The 17924-nt window shown below is 40.8% G+C and carries 14 protein-coding genes; 9 read left to right on the top strand and 5 right to left on the bottom strand.

Translation table 11 applies throughout. From position 1 onward, the window contains the following. Positions 1-262: 262 nt before the first annotated feature. On the bottom strand, positions 263-2983 hold the full coding sequence (locus tag QZ135_RS03600; RefSeq protein WP_294606009.1) for an ATP-binding protein: 2721 nt from the start codon (positions 2981-2983) through the stop codon (positions 263-265). 123 nt (positions 2984-3106) lie between these two features. Then, positions 3107-4231 (bottom strand): two-component regulator propeller domain-containing protein, encoded by a 1125-nt coding sequence (locus QZ135_RS03595; RefSeq protein ID WP_294606007.1) that lies wholly within the window; start codon positions 4229-4231, stop codon positions 3107-3109. 309 nt (positions 4232-4540) lie between these two features. On the opposite strand from QZ135_RS03595, the gene QZ135_RS03590 reads away from it, so the two are divergent. Genes QZ135_RS03590 through QZ135_RS03580 form a run of 3 tightly spaced genes read left to right on the top strand, consistent with a single transcriptional unit; the run spans position 4541 to position 10267 of the window. After that, a complete protein-coding gene (locus QZ135_RS03590) occupies positions 4541-6919 on the top strand; it encodes a glycoside hydrolase family 95 protein (RefSeq protein WP_294606005.1) in 2379 nt (792 codons plus the stop codon). A gap of 41 nt (positions 6920-6960) precedes the next feature. Beyond that, positions 6961-8070, top strand: a complete 1110-nt coding sequence (locus QZ135_RS03585; protein ID WP_294606003.1) for a glycoside hydrolase family 88 protein — start codon at positions 6961-6963, stop codon at positions 8068-8070. Positions 8071-8116: 46 nt separating this feature from the next. Beyond that, a complete protein-coding gene (locus QZ135_RS03580; protein ID WP_294606001.1) occupies positions 8117-10267 on the top strand; it encodes a polysaccharide lyase 8 family protein in 2151 nt (716 codons plus the stop codon). 188 nt (positions 10268-10455) lie between these two features. Here the strand turns inward: QZ135_RS03580 and QZ135_RS03575 are convergent, their stop codons facing one another. After that, entirely contained in the window at positions 10456-10962 is a 507-nt protein-coding gene (locus QZ135_RS03575; protein WP_294605999.1) for an SPOR domain-containing protein, read from the bottom strand. 50 nt (positions 10963-11012) lie between these two features. Beyond that, positions 11013-11423 (bottom strand): lipocalin-like domain-containing protein, encoded by a 411-nt coding sequence (locus QZ135_RS03570; protein WP_294605997.1) that lies wholly within the window; start codon positions 11421-11423, stop codon positions 11013-11015. Positions 11424-12041: 618 nt separating this feature from the next. On the opposite strand from QZ135_RS03570, the gene QZ135_RS03565 reads away from it, so the two are divergent. Genes QZ135_RS03565 through QZ135_RS03555 form a run of 3 tightly spaced genes read left to right on the top strand, consistent with a single transcriptional unit; the run spans position 12042 to position 12907 of the window. After that, positions 12042-12248 carry a YtxH domain-containing protein gene (locus QZ135_RS03565; protein ID WP_294605995.1) on the top strand — a complete coding sequence of 69 codons (207 nt, stop codon included), beginning with the start codon at positions 12042-12044 and terminating at the stop codon, positions 12246-12248. A gap of 31 nt (positions 12249-12279) precedes the next feature. Then, entirely contained in the window at positions 12280-12639 is a 360-nt protein-coding gene (locus tag QZ135_RS03560) for a phage holin family protein (protein ID WP_025831700.1), read from the top strand. Between the two features lie 7 nt (positions 12640-12646). Next, a complete protein-coding gene (locus tag QZ135_RS03555; RefSeq protein ID WP_294605993.1) occupies positions 12647-12907 on the top strand; it encodes a hypothetical protein in 261 nt (86 codons plus the stop codon). A 63-nt stretch (positions 12908-12970) separates the two neighbouring features. On the opposite strand, the gene QZ135_RS03550 is transcribed toward QZ135_RS03555, so the two are convergent. Beyond that, positions 12971-13948 (bottom strand): type I phosphomannose isomerase catalytic subunit, encoded by a 978-nt coding sequence (locus QZ135_RS03550; protein ID WP_294605991.1) that lies wholly within the window; start codon positions 13946-13948, stop codon positions 12971-12973. Between the two features lie 199 nt (positions 13949-14147). Here QZ135_RS03550 and QZ135_RS03545 point away from each other — a divergent pair, with 199 nt between their 5' ends. From QZ135_RS03545 to galK, 3 genes are read left to right on the top strand one after another with little or no spacing between them, the layout of a single operon-like run. Then, a complete protein-coding gene (locus QZ135_RS03545) occupies positions 14148-15245 on the top strand; it encodes an aldose epimerase family protein (RefSeq protein ID WP_294605989.1) in 1098 nt (365 codons plus the stop codon). A gap of 44 nt (positions 15246-15289) precedes the next feature. Beyond that, positions 15290-16633 carry an MFS transporter gene (locus QZ135_RS03540; protein WP_291548961.1) on the top strand — a complete coding sequence of 448 codons (1344 nt, stop codon included), beginning with the start codon at positions 15290-15292 and terminating at the stop codon, positions 16631-16633. A 55-nt stretch (positions 16634-16688) separates the two neighbouring features. Then, positions 16689-17843, top strand: a complete 1155-nt coding sequence (gene galK / locus QZ135_RS03535; protein ID WP_294605987.1) for a galactokinase — start codon at positions 16689-16691, stop codon at positions 17841-17843. Positions 17844-17924: the final 81 nt, after the last annotated feature.

Here is a 17924-nt window from a genome sequence, read left to right as displayed (position 1 = left end):
TTAATATAAGGAATAACTATGGTTTAATTTCAGCGACCTATATACATCGCTAAAACAGTGCAAATAAATGGAATCGACAGAATAAATATCTGACCATTAAGTCATAGAGAGTGACACAGATTGTTTTGCAGACAATCTGTGCCACATTTAGGACTATTTTCACCTATAGACTCCTAGTCAAAGGTTCTTTAAAAACCAAGATGTATCGAAGCTGATAATCGGATAGTAGTTTATATGTGATAGGAAAATAAAAAAAAGATTCCTATACTTCTTTCTCCGCTTGAGACTCATCTCTCGGAGTATCTTTCCGATAATATAATGGAGCAACCCCATAAAAGGCCTTAAAACAACGACTGAAATAACGTGGAGAAGTAAATCCCAACTTATACGAAATTTCCGAAATATTAGATTGCGGTTCTTCCTGCAACAGCCTTAAAGCTTCTTCCAATTTCAATTTCAACGTAAACTCATTGGGTGTTAGCCCCACAACTTCTTTCAGACGAAGAAACATTTTGCTCCGGCCCATATTTAACTCAGAAGCTAACATGTTCATATCAAAATCCGGATTGTCAAAGTTACGCTTTATCACTTCTGCCGCTGTATCCAGTAACTTCTGATCAGCTATTGTAAGCCCACCGATTTCCTGCGATGCAACAACCTCTGCCCTACTCAGTCTTTTCAATAGCAGTCGCCTGTTTCTTAACAGACTACTGCAACGTGCCAGAAGCAATTTTACATTAAAGGGCTTTGTTATATAATCATCAGCCCCAAACATATACCCTTCTATAGTATAATCTATCGAAGACTGCGCCGTAAGCAACACAACAGGTATATATGCCAGTTCCAGAGAATTCTTAATTTTATAACACATTTCCTTACCGGACATTACCGGCATCATTACATCACTCACCACTAAATCCGGTTGTAACTGTTGAGCCTGTTCAAATCCCATCTGTCCGTTTGTAGCCTTATATACAATATAGGTTGGCGAAAAAATCCCTTCCAACATATCCAGAACGCCTTCATCATCCTCCACCAGCAGTATACGAGGTTTTCCAGATTCTTCTTTCTCCAGTACAGCCTCATTGTCATCTTCCTCCGCTTTTTCTTCCGGCAGCGGTTCAAATCCGTCAGTGACAAGTGCCTCCCAATCCGGAGCCTGCACGATTACCTTCTCATGTTCCAACTCTTCTTTGGTAAAATGCTCATTTCCCAGTAGCAATTGTATCTTGAAACTACTACCTTCCTCCAATACACTCTCTACCGTTATATCACCCTTATGAGCTTCAACAATCCCCTTAGTAAGAGCCAATCCGATGCCGCTCCCCATACCCCCTTGCTGTGTCTTCTCATTCCCTTGATAGAAGCGTTCAAAAATCCTGGTTAAATCATATTGAGAAATTCCACATCCTGTATCCGCTACAGTTATTTCCATCATCTGCTGTTGTCTTTTCACAGAAATCCCAATGCTTTTTCCGTCAGATATATATTTAAAAGCATTTGATAACAGATTAAACACAGCCTTCTGCATCTGTACCGGATCAATCCAGACTTCCATTTTTTCATTACTGTGTTCGAAAGTATATATTATGTTCCTTTTCCGGGCAAGCTCCCAAAACGAACGATAGATATCTTCTAGAAAAGGCACAATATCTACACACTCTACCTTCAATTTCATGAATCCCTGTTCTTGCTTCCTGAAATCTAATAATTCCGTAATTAAAAAGCGTAAATTCATTGCATTCTTATGTACGCTTTGCAATCTGCGATACACAGAAAGTGAAAGCTTTTCCGACTGCAACAGCATCTCTATCTGTCCAATAATCAAAGTCAACGGAGTACGGAATTCATGAGATATGTTGGTAAAGAAACGGAGTTTCATTTTATTCACTTCCTCCATACGTTCTTTTTCATCCTTTTCCCTAGCCAATGACAAAGCCAGTGTCTTACGGGCATTTCGTATTCTCAAGAAAATATAAACAACGCTTGCTATTATCAGGAAATACACCAAATAAGCCCAGAAACTACGGTACCAAGGATAGTGTATCACAATAGCAAGTGCAATTCCTTCACCTCCTTCATCACCTAATCTGTTTTTTGCTTCACGTACTTTCAAAACATAGTTTCCCGGAGCAAGATTCGTGTAAATCAGCCGTAACTGATTAGTAAATATCCAGTCTTTATCAAACCCCTCCAATTTATACTGATACCAGATACTTTTCTCTAACTCAATATAATTAGAACTGGAAAAATCTACCATCAGATTATTCTGCCAAGATGCTAAATCTATATGCTGTACAAATGGCAATGACTGTTCCAATACATGCTGGGCATCTCCCGGACATACCTCGACATTATTTATAAAAAGATTAGCAAAATAAAGTCTGGAGGCATCACTCCCATCATTTATATATAAATCTTTCTCACGAAACGAAATCATACCATCTACCCCGCCGATGTAAACCATGTCATCATCCGCAACACAAATTCCTCCCCCATCTGCAACCGCAGAAATCATGCCTTTTATGGCACCTAGCTCTACAGAATACATGGAATGATTGAAAGGTGAATAGATGGAAATCCCTTTATCATTAGTTATCAATATATTATTTAACGGGGATTCTGCCAGATTATAGCAGAAATTACTCAACAGGCTATTTTGCTCGGCTGTGTAATGTTCCCATTGCTCCGTATCATAGCTATATGAAAACACACCATTACCTATGGTAGAAACATAAATTGTGCCATCTGTAGCCTCCATTATCTTGGTAATTCTAACTTTACGATTTTCTAAAGTGTCAAAATGCACAGATTCCATCTCATTCCAATCACTCAAAGATAATCTATACAGGTCCAGATTGGCAGCCAACCAGACATAGCCTTGAGAATCAATTTCAAATGTCTGAAAAAAGTCTTTATTACTTATTAGCTGGAACTCTCCTTTATCCGGATGCATACGCCAAAAACCATTTCTGGCTGTCACATACAACCAACCGTCCTTAAATAAGGAATAATAAATAATGTGGTCTGGTCCCTTTCCACTACGTTTATAGTCTTCAAAATAATTATGAAAACGATTCGTTGCCTTATCATAGAGACTAAGCCCTCACGTATATGTACCTATATATATCTGGTCACGACTTTCATCGTAAGCGATAGTCTTTACATTATCATGCAAAATTGATTTTTTACCGGATTCAGTAGTATAATAGGTAAAAGTCTCAGTTTTCCGATCAAAGCGGTTTACTCCACCTCCATCAGTACATATCCAAAGATCACGCTTCTTATCTTCTATTATTTGCCCAATAATCGGATAGTTCAGACAATTTTTGTTTGATTCAGCATAAACATAGTACTTAAATAAATCTTTTTTCAGATTGAAATAGTTCACACCTCCATAATAGGTACCAACCCAGATAGTCCCTTGCCTGTCTTTAAAAAGTGAAAACACTGACTCATGCGATAACGATCCCGGATGAAAATTAGGACGATATACACAGTAAGCATCCGCGTTTGGCCTATACATTTGTAACCCGTCAAAAGTACCGAACCAGACATTTTCCTGATCATCTTCCACAAAACTACGAATTTGTTCGCTTACTACACGATCGGATGCACATTTCTCTTTTCTTAGAACACCATCACAGCCTATCTTATATAAACCTTTCATTCGAGAAGCAATCCACAGTTCACCCCTGCTACTTACAAACAATTTAAAGATTTCTACCTCCGGTAACACACATTTTACTATTCCCCCTTCCAATACATACAAGCCTTTTGCTGTCCCAATCCATGTTTTATCTTCATTTTTAGCCATACACCAGATTATGGGAGTATTCAGCTTTTGATAAAAACATAAAGAATCAGTGCAGGCATTATATCTGAAAAGTGAATCACTGGCTGCACACCACACTTCATTATCAAAAACAGCAATAGAAGTTATTCCCGCTGGATATAATTCTTTAAAACGCCCTTTTTTTATGTCATACTTAATTAATGCTCCATCAGTTCTCAAAAAGACATCACCATAAAAGTCACCTACTATTTGGTCAACCATTCCATTAATAAACTTCTTCTTCCGGAGCTTATTGTCTATAATATCATAAGATTTATAAGTAGAGAGCCGTTCACCATCATAGATATTGACTCCTTCGTTTGTCCCAAACCACATACGTCCTAAAGTATCCTGATAGATAGCCAAAACTGAAAGATTTGAAAGTCCATCTTTCATATCTAATTTTTTGAAATACTGCCCATATGTGTTAATACAAAATAACAATAAGGCAGATGTCACATAGCATCTGATTCTGCTCATACATAGTATTAATTTAATTAAGACAAAACTATAGAAATAATTCAAATAAGACAAATAAACTTTTAAAATTATACCCTTCCCGGTCTTAATAGTTTCAAGCTATGCCAATTGCGTCCATTTTTGTAGCACATATTGTGTAATTGCTTAAAAATGGAAGATACTAAGAAGACTATTTTTAAATGTTTCTATACCTTTGCACTATTCCTAAAATCAAAATACAAAAACATGAAAAGTCTTTTTTTATCAATACTATTACTCTTGTCGACTTTCAGCATACAAAGTACAGAGCTTAACAAAGAATATACTTTATGGTATAATCGTCCGGCATACAACCGTGGAGGAGATTTCAGCCGGATAGTCTCAAGAGGCTTCCCTTATGATGAGGATTGGGAAAAATGGTCACTTCCCATTGGGAATGGAGCTATGGGAGCTTGCATTTTCGGAAGAACCGATGTAGAGCGTATCCAATTAGCAGAGAAAACAATGGGAAATAAAGGAGCTTATGGTATGGGAGGTTTTACCAATTTCGCAGAAATATATCTGGATATTCATCACAACTATGCCCAGAATTACAAGCGCACACTGCGTTTGAATGATGCGATTTCTACGGTGAGCTATATACATGAAGGAACTGAATATAGCAGAGAATACTTTGCCAGTAATCCTGCTAATGTAATCGCAGTAAAACTGAAAGCCAGCCAACCCGGTATGATATCGTTCACAGTTCGTCCTGTTTTGCCCTATCTCCATTCTTTCAATAATGAACAAATCGGACGCAGTGGGCACGTACAAGCAGAAAAAGACCTTATTACACTGGAAGGAGAAATACAATATTTCCATTTACCTTATGAAGGACAGATAAAGATAATAAATTACGGAGGAGCACTTTATTCTGTAAATAAGGGTGATAATAACAGTTTTATAAACGTAAGCAAAGCTGACAGTGTAATATTATACATCACAGCCGCCACTTCATACGAATTAAAAGACAGTGTCTTCCTTTTACCGAATGCAGAAAAATTCAAAGGTAATGCACACCCACACGACCAAGTTAGCAAACGTATCAGGGAAGCAATAGAAAAAGGATACGAATATCTTCGTAATGAACATATTGCCGACTATCAGCATTTTTTCAACAGAGTTGATCTCCAACTGACAGAACATACTCCCTCTATCCCCACTGACAAATTACTGAATCAGTATCGCAACGGAAAGCACGATGTATATCTGGAAGAATTATTTTTCCAATACGGACGCTATTTACTGATATCTTCTTCACGCCAGGGTTCCCTGCCTGCCAATTTACAAGGAGTCTGGAATCAATATGAATTTGCTCCCTGGTCCGGAGGATATTGGCACAATGTAAATGTACAAATGAACTATTGGCCGGCATTCAACACCAACCTGGCCGAACTTTTTATCCCATATATGGATTATAATGAAGCTTTCCGCAAAGCTGCAACTGGAAAAGCTGTCGATTATATCACACAGAACAACCCGGAGGCACTTGATCCTACAGCCGAAGAAAATGGCTGGACAATCGGCACCGGAGCCACAGCTTTCGGCATATCAGGTCCCGGAGGTCATTCCGGTCCGGGAACAGGAGGTTTCACAACCAAACTATTCTGGGATTACTATGACTTCACGCGTGACAAACAACTACTGAAAGACCATGTTTATCCCGCCCTTATGGGCATGGCTAAATTTCTGTCCAAAACCTTGAAACCTCAGCCGGACGGTACGTTATTGGTAGATCCTTCTTTCTCACCGGAACAGATTCATCAACAGGGATATTATCGTTCCAAAGGATGTATATTCGATCAAAGCATGATCCTGGAAACCTATCGTGACTTACTGATTGCAGCTACGATTCTGAATGATAAAAATCCGTTCCTGAAAACAGTAAAAGAGCAAATAGGGAAATTAGATGCTATACAAATCGGTGAGTCCGGACAAATAAAAGAATTCCGTGAAGAAAAGAAATATGGAGAGATAGGACAATATCAGCACCGGCATATATCCCAGCTATGTGCTATGTATCCGGGGACAATCATCAATGCAAGCACTCCGGAATGGTTGGAAGCCGCAAAAGTAACTCTGAAAGAACGGGGTGACAAGTCAACAGGATGGGCTATGGCACACAGATTAAACCTATGGGCACGAGCCAAAAACGGTAATCGAGCATATAAATTATACCAAGACATACTGACCTACGGGACATTAGAAAACTTATGGGGTTCACACCCACCTTTTCAAATAGATGCCAATTTCGGAGCAACTGCCGGAATGGCGGAAATGCTTTTGCAAAGCCACGAGGGATATATCGAACCGTTACCAGCCATCCCAGACAATTGGAGCAAAGGAACTTTCAACGGATTAATGGCACGCGGTAACTTCAAAGTCTCTGTCACATGGGAGAACGGCACAATCCAAAGTATCCAAATTTTATCAAAAAAAGGAGAACCTTGCCGAATCAAATGCAAAGAAGCAGCCATTGCCCAAGTAACCGATGAGCGTAATAAACTTGTAAAATTTAAGCGTTCCGGTAATGATATTCTCGAATTCAAAACCCGAAAAGGGGAGAACTATAAAATCATTTTCTAATACTTCAACCATTTATCATCAACAGCATTATGAAAAAAGAAATGAAGCGTTTAATCATTTATTCCATTTTATCCATCGCTGCCATATATGCATATGGGCAGAACAATTTCAGCAAAACAGATATAAAATCTATTATGAAACGTGTTGCCGACTGGCAGATAGCCAATCCGGCAAAAGGACATGAACATGATGACCTCAACTGGACACATGCCGCACTCTATATGGGAATGATAGATTGGGCCGAATTAACGGAGAAAGAAGACGGGGACAGTTCCTACTATGAATGGCTGATGAAAATAGGTCGCCGCAATGCCTGGCAAGTAGGGAAATACATGTATCATGCAGATCATATAGCTGTGGGGCAGGTATTCTTAGATATGTACCAGAAGTATCACGACCGCAACATGCTGCTTCCCACTCTGGCACGTACGGAATTTGTCATCAATCACCCATCAGCCAGTACTCTGGAACTGGACTACAGGAACATGAGCAGTTTAGAACGCTGGTCATGGTGCGATGCCTTATTTATGGCTCCCCCTGTTTATGCCAAAATGTATATGCTGACAAACGAGTGGAAATACATCGAATTCATGAACCGGGAATATAAGGCAACTTACGACTATTTGTTTGATAAAGAAGAAAAACTGTTCTATAGAGATCACCGCTATTTCAAGCAAAAAGAAGCCAACGGCACAAAGGTATTCTGGGGACGTGGAAACGGTTGGGTATTAGGAGGTCTTTGCGAAATTCTGCAAACCCTGCCACGCAACAACATGCACCGCCAGTTCTATCAGGATTTATTCATCACCCTATCCGAGCGTATAATCCAGCTGCAAGGCAAAGACGGATATTGGCATGCAAGCCTTCTGGACCCGGATTCCTACCCTTCTCCCGAAACGAGTGCCACAGGATTCATCGTATACGCATTAGCCTATGGTGTAAATGAAGGGCTATTGGATAAAACAACTTTTATGCCCGCCATCGAAAAAGGATGGAAAGCACTGGTAAAAGCCGTGGAAAAAGATGGAAAACTGGGCTATGTACAACCCATCGGTGCCGATCCGAAGAAGGTAACCCGCGAAATGACGGAGGTATATGGTGTAGGAGCATTCTTATTGGCCGGAAATCAGATATATAAAATGGCTGAGTAGAAAAAAGATAATTATCCTAGTATAAAATAATAACGTTGAAAATAATATGAGAATCACAGTTCATCTTATTATATTGTTCATCATGAGCAGTATGATATCGACAAAGGCAAATGCAGTAACAAACCCCAATTCTTCGGGCAACAATGACGACTTTGAAGTATTGATGCAAAAAATCAGGATTGACTTTGCTCAAAACCCTTCTATTGACGAAGCTTTGAAGAAATACAATGAGGCTGACGGTTCATTTACAGATGTAGACTACGGTAGTATACAACGAACTAATTGGCCTCCTCTGGAACACATCGACCGTCTGTATAATTTCGTATTCGCATATACCAATCCGAGTAATAAATATTATAAGGATGAGAATCTCTTTGCAAAAATACAGCAAGGGCTGGAATACTGGCATGAGCGCAATCCCTGGTGTCACAACTGGTGGTATAATCAAATTGCCGAGCCCCAACGTCTGGGGATATTATTGATACAAATGCGGACAGGAGAAAAACAGTTGAACAAAGAATTAGAAAATAAAATACTGGAAAGAATGAAAACAGATGGTGGAAATCCCGCCAAATGGACAGGAGCCAACCGCACGGACATTGCCTTGCACTGGATATATCGTGCATGTCTTTCCGAAAATGAAGCAGACTTGAAATTTGCACTCGAAAATGTTTATAATCCAATTGTATATACTACCAAAGAAGGGTTTCAGCATGACAACAGTTACTTCCAGCATGGACAACAACTCTATATCGGTGGATACGGAGATGAAATACTGAAAGGGGTAACTCAAATAGCCATGTACACCAAAGGTACACAATATGCAATACCACAAGACAAGTTAGCCCTACTAAGTAAATTTATGCGTGAAACCTATTATTCTACCATACGCGGTCAATACATGTTGTTTGACGTGCTGGGAAGAGGCGTAAGCCGCCCCGGAGTCACCCAAAAGATACATACAATGCTATTTGCCAAACGTATGGTCGAACTGGACCCGGAGCATGCCAATGAATTCAAAGAAATCATAGCCCGCCTGGATGGTAAACAGCCTGCCAATTATGCATTGACAGCAAAGCATACTCACTATTTCCGGGGAGATTATACTTTGCACGTGCGGCCCACTTATACTTTTGACGTACGCATGGTATCTAACCGCACGGCACGTTGTGAATACGGAAATGGAGAAAACCTAAAGACCTACTTCATGTCTGACGGATGTACCAACATAGCTGTCGATGGAAACGAATATGATGAAATCTTTCCCGTCTGGAACTGGACACGTATTCCCGGAACAACGGCTCCGCAAGTGGACGAAATTCCTATGGCAGCCAGTGATTGGCAAACTCCCGGAACTTCAACCTTCGCCGGCGGCGTATCCGACAGTCTATACGGAGCATCAGTCTATTCGTACACAGACTCGTATGCCGGAATCAACACCGGTGCACACAAAGCATGGTTCTTTTTCGACGATGAGGTAGTATGTCTTGGAGCAGGCATACACTCCACATCATCGTACCCCATATTCACGACTATCAATCAATGCCTGTCATCTACCGAAAATGCCATAGTCTGCCAGAAAGGAAAAATATCTGAGATTAATGACGGAACTTTCAATTACAATTCTCCTGAGTGGATTCTACACAACAAAGTAGGATATTTACTGCCTGACGGACAACAAGTGGTTGCAACCAATCAAGTACAAACTGGAAGTTGGTACGATATCAATCATTCCACTTCCAAAGGTAGCATACAGAAAAAAGTATTCACCCTGGGGCTAAATCATGGCATTACACCGGAACTGGCAACTTATGCTTACATTGTCGTTCCCGGCATTCAATCCGCTGAGGAGATGAAGAATTACCGGCGAAAAAATAATATTGAGATTTTAGCCAATACAGAAAATGTACAAGTAGTAAGAAATAAAAAGGCCGGCATTTGGCAAATGGTATTTCATAATGCAGGAGAATTCACCAGCAAAGATATGACGGTAAAAGTAGATAAAGGTTGCGCTTTGATAATCAAGAACATTGATAAAGATAAAGTAGAAGTTCATATAGCCGACCCTGCACAGTCCCAGTCCGGCATAACCGTGAATATTTATACCAGGAAACGTTCAGGAACCGTAAATTGCGACTTCAGTAATAGCGATGTCTATGCCGGACGTACCCAGGCATTTGAAGTTCAACTTAAATAAATAAGACCTCAAAAAAAATCAACTTACACAATCCCCCAAGAAGAAGCTTCAATCGGTTGAGATGTTCAACTTTGATTGAGGCTTCTCTCTTCTTGCCTCATAAACAGAAAAAAGGCAGTAACTTCCCAGCTACTGCCTTATTTTGAAAGAGAAAATTCTCTTTCTATAATTACCAAAAAGAATTTAAATTATTTGAGGCGATATAATAACCAAGCACCCTGGAAATCCTTACGGTTAGAGTACTTAGACTTGAAAGCGTCGCGTGCATCAGCCGCAGAAGCTCTGTCGGCAAATGTGCTCACAATCACACGATACATAGCAGCATCCGGATTAAAAGCAATAAAAGCATTGTAACCTTCCTTATCCAGGAAATCCTTCAAGCTTTCAGCATTAGCTTTCACACTGAAACTACCGCAAACCACGCTGTAGTCTTTCAAACCACCAACACCCGATACTACTTCAACTTTTTCCTGACGTACACCGGCAGTTGCAACAGGCACACTTTCCACTACTTTTGCTTCAACCGGAGCACTAACTACCGGAGCTACTTCCACCGGTTCGGCAGTCTGAGGCTCAGCCAATTCTTGTTGCTTTGCCTTTTCATATGCTTTTTTATAAGCGCTTTCACTCGATTTGCAAGAAGAGAATGCCAAAACAACACACAGTCCCATTCCTAAAATTGCTAATTTTTTCATAATCATATTGTTTTTATTAATAATTTCTATCTCAATATTTCAAACTATATTCAATATTTACGGAACAAATAACGAGTACCCTCATATTCTAAACGCAGAGATGAAGATGTCAGTTCTTCCATTGTAAACGTCCGTTCTCCATTTTCCCACCCTATATAGAACGCATAGTTTTCGTCTTCCATACTTTCAGGCAGCAAAATAATAGAAATTTTATCTCCTTTCAAAGAATAATTCCCAAAAAACGTTTGATAAGCACCATTTTTCAACAAACAGATGGCAGAAAAGCTGCCTTTCTGAAAATTATAGAAGATACTATCTTGCCGTTCCACAGAACCATCAGCATATTGATATTGCCTCAACTGCCACTTATTATCCAAATCTCCATTCGTATTGCTACAAGCAACCAGCACAAGTGCTATCCACCCGATGATCAAAAATATATTTCTTTTTCGCATCTCCATGTAGCTCATATTCCGAATAATAGGACAAATGTACACGGAACAATCAATCTGAACGCTACTCTTGTAGTTAAATTTAATTAAACGAAGGAAATGATAAATCTGGTTTTGGTCAGAAACTCTTCCGATTCATATCTGCTCCGCGTCTTGTTCGCTTCTATACGGAGAAGGACAGAGCAAAGGAGGTACGAACCGGATACGAAGCAGATACAGACCAAGTACGATGAGAGTGGTTTTGGTCTGTTTATCGGTTATAAAATCAAAATGAGTCGAGCAGACTTATTACTTAGTATTTTTATCGGTTTTACGCTGTTTAATACGATTATACAACTTAACAATGAACAAAACAAAGTAATTAAGCTCATAAAGAGGAGACATGTAATAATAATCAAATTTAGTCTTCATAGTGCAACATTTTATGAGGTTTTCTCAAATATAGCTTATTTTCCAGAGAAAAACAAATAAAATTAAATGAAAGTGGTAGAGAAAGACATCATTTCCCCCATACAATCAGGTAAAAAAATAAATATATCAAAAAAAAAGAAGTTAAGCGAACAACTATTCAAAGAAAAATGTTAGTTTTGTAGTATTAACCTCTTTAAAAATAGAAAGGAGAACATTATGAAAGGATTAAATGTACTTGCAGCTTTTCTGGGCGGTGCAGCAGTAGGCGCAGCCGTCGGTATTTTATTTGCTCCCGAAAAAGGAGAAGACACTCGTCACAAAATCGCAGAAATCCTCCGTAAAAAAGGTATTCGCTTGAACCGTACCGAAATGGAGAACCTGGTAGACGAGATTGCAGCTGAAATTAAAGGCGAAGCCGAATAAATCAATTCTACAAAAAAACAGAGCCACTATGATGTTTGCAGACGATAAAAGCATTGACACTCTCCAACAATTATTCTTTGAAGTCAAGAAGTATCTGAAACTACAGAAAGAATACACCCAACTGGAGATAACCGAAAAATTATCAATCCTGCTTTCCGCCCTGATTTTACTCTTGGTGGTAATTACACTTGGCATGGTGGCACTGTTTTATTTGTCGTTTGCTTTGGCTTACATTTTAGATCCGCTCGTGGGCGGACTGACGGTAAGTTTCAGTATCATAGCCTGCTTCCACATTCTGCTGATTTTATTAACAATTATTTTCCGCAAGCAGCTCATCATTAATCCAATGGTAAGTTTCATTGCGGGACTATTCTTTGATAATAATAAATGATTTCATCATGAATAATACGCCGGATACAACCTACATCACTCTTGAAAGCATTGCGCAACGAAAAGAAGAAGTACGTAAGAAATTACATCTGCAGAAACAGATAATGACGGATACGGCTAGAGACCTTTTTGCCCCGCTTGCTCCTGCAGCCGACAAAGGTAATGCCATCATGCGCGCTTTCAATACAGGTATGGCCGTCTTTGACGGAGTAATGCTGGGATTGAAAATGATGAAAAGATTCAGGAGAATGTTTAGCTCCAAGAAATAACAGAATCAAAAATGGCTGCGCTTCAAATGAAACGCAGCCATTTTTGTATCAAATCGTAGCATTTTACACATACGTTTCGAGTAGTTTCACGCTACTGCCTTCTTCGGGTACAATCGTAACTTCCTGCGTGGATGCAGGCAGCAACACTGTCTCTCCGGCACGGAGCGTGATTTCATTCTGGCTGTCATCCGTAAGGCGGCATGCACCTTCCACACAAATGAAAATAACAAATGAGTCCAGTTCAGAATAGTCACATGTGATTTCTTCCGTCATGTCATAAAGAGAAGTCGTGAAGTAAGGGCTGGCAAGCAGTTCCACCGGTTCATTCTCCAGATGCTCGTATTCAGTACGGAAATCATCCTGCACATCGGCAAAGTTAATGGCTTCAGTAGCCTGAGTAGTGTGCAATTCGCGGGATTTGCCCTGTTCATCTTTCCGGTTGTAGTCGAAAATACGATAAGTAATATCCGAAGTCTGCTGAATTTCGGCAACAAAAGCACCGGCACCGATACCATGTACACGACCTGCAGGAACATAGAATACATCCCCCGGCTTTACATCACACGTTTGCAGCACTTCGGCAAATGTCCCGTTATAAACCCTTTCCTTATATTCCTTCGGAGTAATTTGCTCGGCAAAGCCGGAAATCAGCTTTGCTCCCTTATCCGCAGAAACCACATACCACATTTCATTCTTACCGAAAGAGTTGTGGCGTTTTCTCGCCAGTTCGTCTCCCGGATGCACCTGGATGGAAAGATCCAGCTTGGCATCAATGAACTTTATTAACAAGGGAAATTTAGTGCCGAAACGAGAATAGTTCACTTCACCGACCAGTTCCTGACGGTATTTTCCCACCATCTCCGGGAGTGTAAGCCCTTTGTCAGGACCATTGGCAACAACAGACTCGTTGTTTTCTACAGCCGAGATTTCCCAGCTTTCGCCTACTCCGGATAGCGTTTCATTCAATTGCTTAAAAGCAATAATTTTGTCGCCTCCCCAAAGCGTTTGCTTCAGAATAGGCTCGAATTTCAAAGGATACATTCGTAGTTTTTGTTAGAGCTTTAAATAAAAATGTTACATTTTTCTAGATTAACGCGACAAACTTACAAAAAATATCAATTCGCCTCGTAAATGTTAAACGCTAAACTTTCCTAAAATGTTCTTCACATTTCAAGATAAACACTTGGGAGTACGGAAGAATTTCTTTTTATTTGCAAGAAATTTAATTAATACCATGGTTATGATAAACACCGCTTCAACAGAAAGTAATTTGTCCGGCTTGGACAAGCAAGACTTTCAAAAAGATATTGATAACAAGAAAACAGATTTGTTCATTCTGAAAAACGCTCAGGGAATGGAGGTTGCAGTTACTAACTACGGATGCGCCATCCTTTCCATTATGATCCCCGACAAGAACGGGAAATATGCTAACGTGATTCTGGGTCACGACAGTATAGACCATGTAATCAATAGCCCCGAGCCTTTCCTCAACACTACCATCGGACGCTACGGCAACCGCATCGCAAAAGGAAAATTTACTCTTTACGGTGAAGAACACAATCTGACAATCAACAATGGCCCTAATTCTCTGCATGGTGGACCCACAGGTTTCCACGCCAGAGTATGGGATGCTGTTCAACCGGACCCGACAACCGTTGTTTTCAACTATACGTCTGCCGATGGCGAAGAGGGCTTCCCCGGAAATCTGGAAGTAGAAATGACCTATCGTTTGGAAGATGAAACCAATGCACTGGTTATCGAATACCGGGCAACCACCGACAAAGCAACTGTCGTAAACCTCACTAACCACGGCTTCTTCAATCTGGCAGGCATTGCCAATCCCACCCCAACGGTTCTGAACCACTCCATCACCATCAACGCCGACCATTATACTCCTATTGACGAAGTGTCTATCCCTACAGGAGAAGTCCTGAAAGTAGAAGGTACTCCTATGGATTTCCGCACACCGCACACAATAGGTGAGCGTATTGATGACAAATTCGAGCAATTGGTGAATGGTGCAGGTTATGACCATTGCTATGTATTGAATAAGACTGAGAGTGGTGAATTGAGTCTTGCCGCTACTTATACAGAGCCGGAAAGCGGACGTACCATGGAAGTATATACCACAGAGAACGGTGTGCAACTCTACACAGGAAACTGGTTGGGCGGCTTTGCCGGTGCACATGGAGCTACTTTCCCTGCACGAAGTGCCGTTTGCTTTGAAGCACAATGTTTCCCCGATACTCCTAACAAACCACATTTCCCGTCGGCAGTATTGCTTCCGGGCGACGAATACCAACAAGTAACTATTTACAAGTTCGGTGTACAAGAATGAATATAACTAACCTAATTTTATAAACTAATAATTTATTAAAAACCATGACACAACAAAAACAGAACGGTAATCTTGTCGCTATTATTACCATGTTCTTTATTTTTGCGATGATTTCTTTTGTTACGAACCTTGCTGCGCCATTCGGTACAATATGGAGAAATGAGTATGCAGGTTCTAACACTTTAGGTATGATGGGAAACATGATGAACTTCCTGGCATATCTGTTTATGGGAATTCCTGCCGGTAACATGCTCGTTAAGATCGGTTACAAAAAGACTGCATTGATTGCAATGGCAGTAGGTTTCCTCGGTTTATTCACACAATACCTATCCAGCTTATTCGGAGCAAATGCCGAAGTATTCGCCTTCGGTGAATATGTTATCAAGTTAAACTTCGTCATCTATCTGCTGGGTGCATTCATCTGCGGTTTCTGCGTTTGTATGCTTAACACAGTGGTGAACCCGATGCTGAACCTCCTTGGTGGTGGCGGTAACAAAGGTAACCAGTTGATTCAAACAGGTGGAGCCCTTAACTCTTTGTCCGGTACATTGACTCCGCTTTTTGTAGGTGCCCTGATCGGTACAGTAACTGTCAAGACAGCTATGTCGGATGTGGCTCCTCTTCTTTTTGTTGCTATGGGTGTTTTCGTAGCCGCATTTATCATTATCTCTTTTGTCGCTATCCCCGAACCGCACCTTCAAAAAGGTGGAGTGAAAAAAGAAAAATTCTCTCACAGCCCGTGGAGCTTCCGTCACACTGTATTGGGTGTAGTGGGTATCTTTATCTACGTAGGTATCGAAATCGGCATACCGGGTACTTTGAACTTCTATCTTGCCGACCCGGGTGATAAAGGTGCCGGAATTCTGACGAACGGTGCTGCTATCGGTGGTGCCATTGCTGCCATCTACTGGCTGTTGATGCTTGTGGGACGTACTGCAAGTAGTGCCATCAGTGGTAAGGTTTCCAGCCGCACACAGTTGATCGTTGTATCTGCCACTGCTATCGTTTTTGTATTGCTTGCTATCTTCACTCCGAAAACTGTAACGGTTTCAATGCCCGGTTACACTGTAGGTGAAGGATTCATGATGGCACAAGTACCCATCAGCGCGTTGTTCCTGGTGCTTTGCGGTCTTTGTACTTCTGTAATGTGGGGTGGCATCTTCAACCTGGCAGTAGAAGGATTAGGAAAATATACAGCACAAGCATCCGGCATCTTTATGATGATGGTTGTGGGTGGTGGTGTACTGCCACTGATTCAACAAAGCATCTCTGACTCTGTAGGCTATATGGCCAGCTACTGGCTGATTATCGTAGCCCTTGCATATCTGCTGTTCTATGGCTTAGTAGGTTGCAAGAACGTAAATAAAGATATTCCTGTAGAAGATTAATAAAACTAAAAGAGTATAGGTAATTAATTTATTCACTTATAAATTTGAAAATATCATGGATATAGAACACGTAAGAAGCCGTTTCATCAAGCATTTTGACGGAACAACAGGAGCAGTTTACGCTTCTCCGGGACGCATCAACCTCATTGGTGAGCATACAGACTATAACGGTGGTTTTGTATTCCCCGGAGCAATCGACAAAGGCATGATTGCTGAAATTAAACCGAATGGCACTGATATAGTGAAGGCTTATTCCATTGATCTGAAAGATTATGTGGAGTTCGGTTTAAAGGAAGAAGACGCTCCCCGTGCAAGCTGGGCAAGATATATCTTCGGTGTATGCCGTGAGATGATTAAGCGTGGCGTTGATGTAAAGGGCTTCAATACAGCTTTTTCCGGTGATGTGCCTTTGGGTGCGGGTATGTCTTCATCCGCCGCTTTGGAGAGCACATATGCGTATGCGTTGAATGACTTGTTCGGTGACAACAAAATAGACAAGTTTGAACTGGCTAAAGTGGGACAAGCTACTGAACATAACTATTGTGGTGTGAATTGCGGTATTATGGACCAGTTTGCTTCCGTATTCGGCAAGCAGGGCAGTCTCATCCGTCTGGACTGCCGTTCATTAGAATATCAGTATTTCCCATTCGATCCGCAAGGCTATCGTCTGGTATTGGTAGACTCCGTAGTTAAACATGAATTGGCTTCTTCTGCATACAATAAGCGTCGTCAAAGTTGCGAAGCTGCTGTTGCCGCTATCCAGAAAAAACATCCGCACGTAGAATTCCTGCGCGACTGTACAATGGAGATGTTGCAAGAGTCAAAAGCTGAAATCAGCGAAGAAGACTTCATGCGTGCAGAGTATGTAATCGAAGAAATCCAACGCGTGCTCGATGTTTGCGATGCTTTGGAAAAAAGTGATTACGAAACTGTAGGCCAGAAAATGTACGAAACACATCATGGTATGAGCAAACTTTACGAAGTAAGCTGCGAAGAACTCGACTTCCTGAACGATCTTGCATTTGACTGCGGCGTAACAGGTTCTCGCGTAATGGGCGGTGGCTTCGGCGGTTGCACAATCAACTTGGTAAGAGATGAATTGTATGATACATTCATCCAGAATGCTAAAGATAAATTCAAAGAAAAGTTCGGCAGAAGCCCGAAAGTTTACGATGTGGTTATCAGCGACGGTGCACGCAGATTAGTTTAAAAACAATCCAACTCAATTTAAAAGGGCGTCTTCCCATCACGGGGAGACGCCCTTCTCTTTTTGCCTTTTTCAATAAACTAA

This window comes from uncultured Bacteroides sp. (genome assembly GCF_905207245.1).
Taxonomy (GTDB): domain Bacteria; phylum Bacteroidota; class Bacteroidia; order Bacteroidales; family Bacteroidaceae; genus Bacteroides.
The sequence above is the reverse complement of the archived record's forward strand: the minus strand, read 5'-3'. Positions and strand labels throughout refer to the sequence as shown.

Bases quoted from the DNA above. Each gene is read 5' to 3' on its own strand.
- QZ135_RS03550 (WP_294605991.1), bottom strand. From the start codon at position 13,948: ATGTATCCTTTGAAATTCGAGCCTATTCTGAAGCAAACGCTTTGGGGA.
- QZ135_RS03580 (WP_294606001.1), top strand. From the start codon at position 8,117: ATGAGAATCACAGTTCATCTTATTATATTGTTCATCATGAGCAGTATG.
- QZ135_RS03565 (WP_294605995.1), top strand. From the start codon at position 12,042: ATGAAAGGATTAAATGTACTTGCAGCTTTTCTGGGCGGTGCAGCAGTA.
- QZ135_RS03555 (WP_294605993.1), top strand. From the start codon at position 12,647: ATGAATAATACGCCGGATACAACCTACATCACTCTTGAAAGCATTGCG.
- QZ135_RS03590 (WP_294606005.1), top strand. From the start codon at position 4,541: ATGAAAAGTCTTTTTTTATCAATACTATTACTCTTGTCGACTTTCAGC.
- QZ135_RS03585 (WP_294606003.1), top strand. From the start codon at position 6,961: ATGAAGCGTTTAATCATTTATTCCATTTTATCCATCGCTGCCATATAT.
- QZ135_RS03595 (WP_294606007.1), bottom strand. From the start codon at position 4,231: ATGAAAGATGGACTTTCAAATCTTTCAGTTTTGGCTATCTATCAGGAT.
- galK (WP_294605987.1), top strand. From the start codon at position 16,689: ATGGATATAGAACACGTAAGAAGCCGTTTCATCAAGCATTTTGACGGA.
- QZ135_RS03540 (WP_291548961.1), top strand. From the start codon at position 15,290: ATGACACAACAAAAACAGAACGGTAATCTTGTCGCTATTATTACCATG.
- QZ135_RS03545 (WP_294605989.1), top strand. From the start codon at position 14,148: ATGATAAACACCGCTTCAACAGAAAGTAATTTGTCCGGCTTGGACAAG.
- QZ135_RS03570 (WP_294605997.1), bottom strand. From the start codon at position 11,423: ATGGAGATGCGAAAAAGAAATATATTTTTGATCATCGGGTGGATAGCA.
- QZ135_RS03560 (WP_025831700.1), top strand. From the start codon at position 12,280: ATGTTTGCAGACGATAAAAGCATTGACACTCTCCAACAATTATTCTTT.
- QZ135_RS03575 (WP_294605999.1), bottom strand. From the start codon at position 10,962: ATGAAAAAATTAGCAATTTTAGGAATGGGACTGTGTGTTGTTTTGGCA.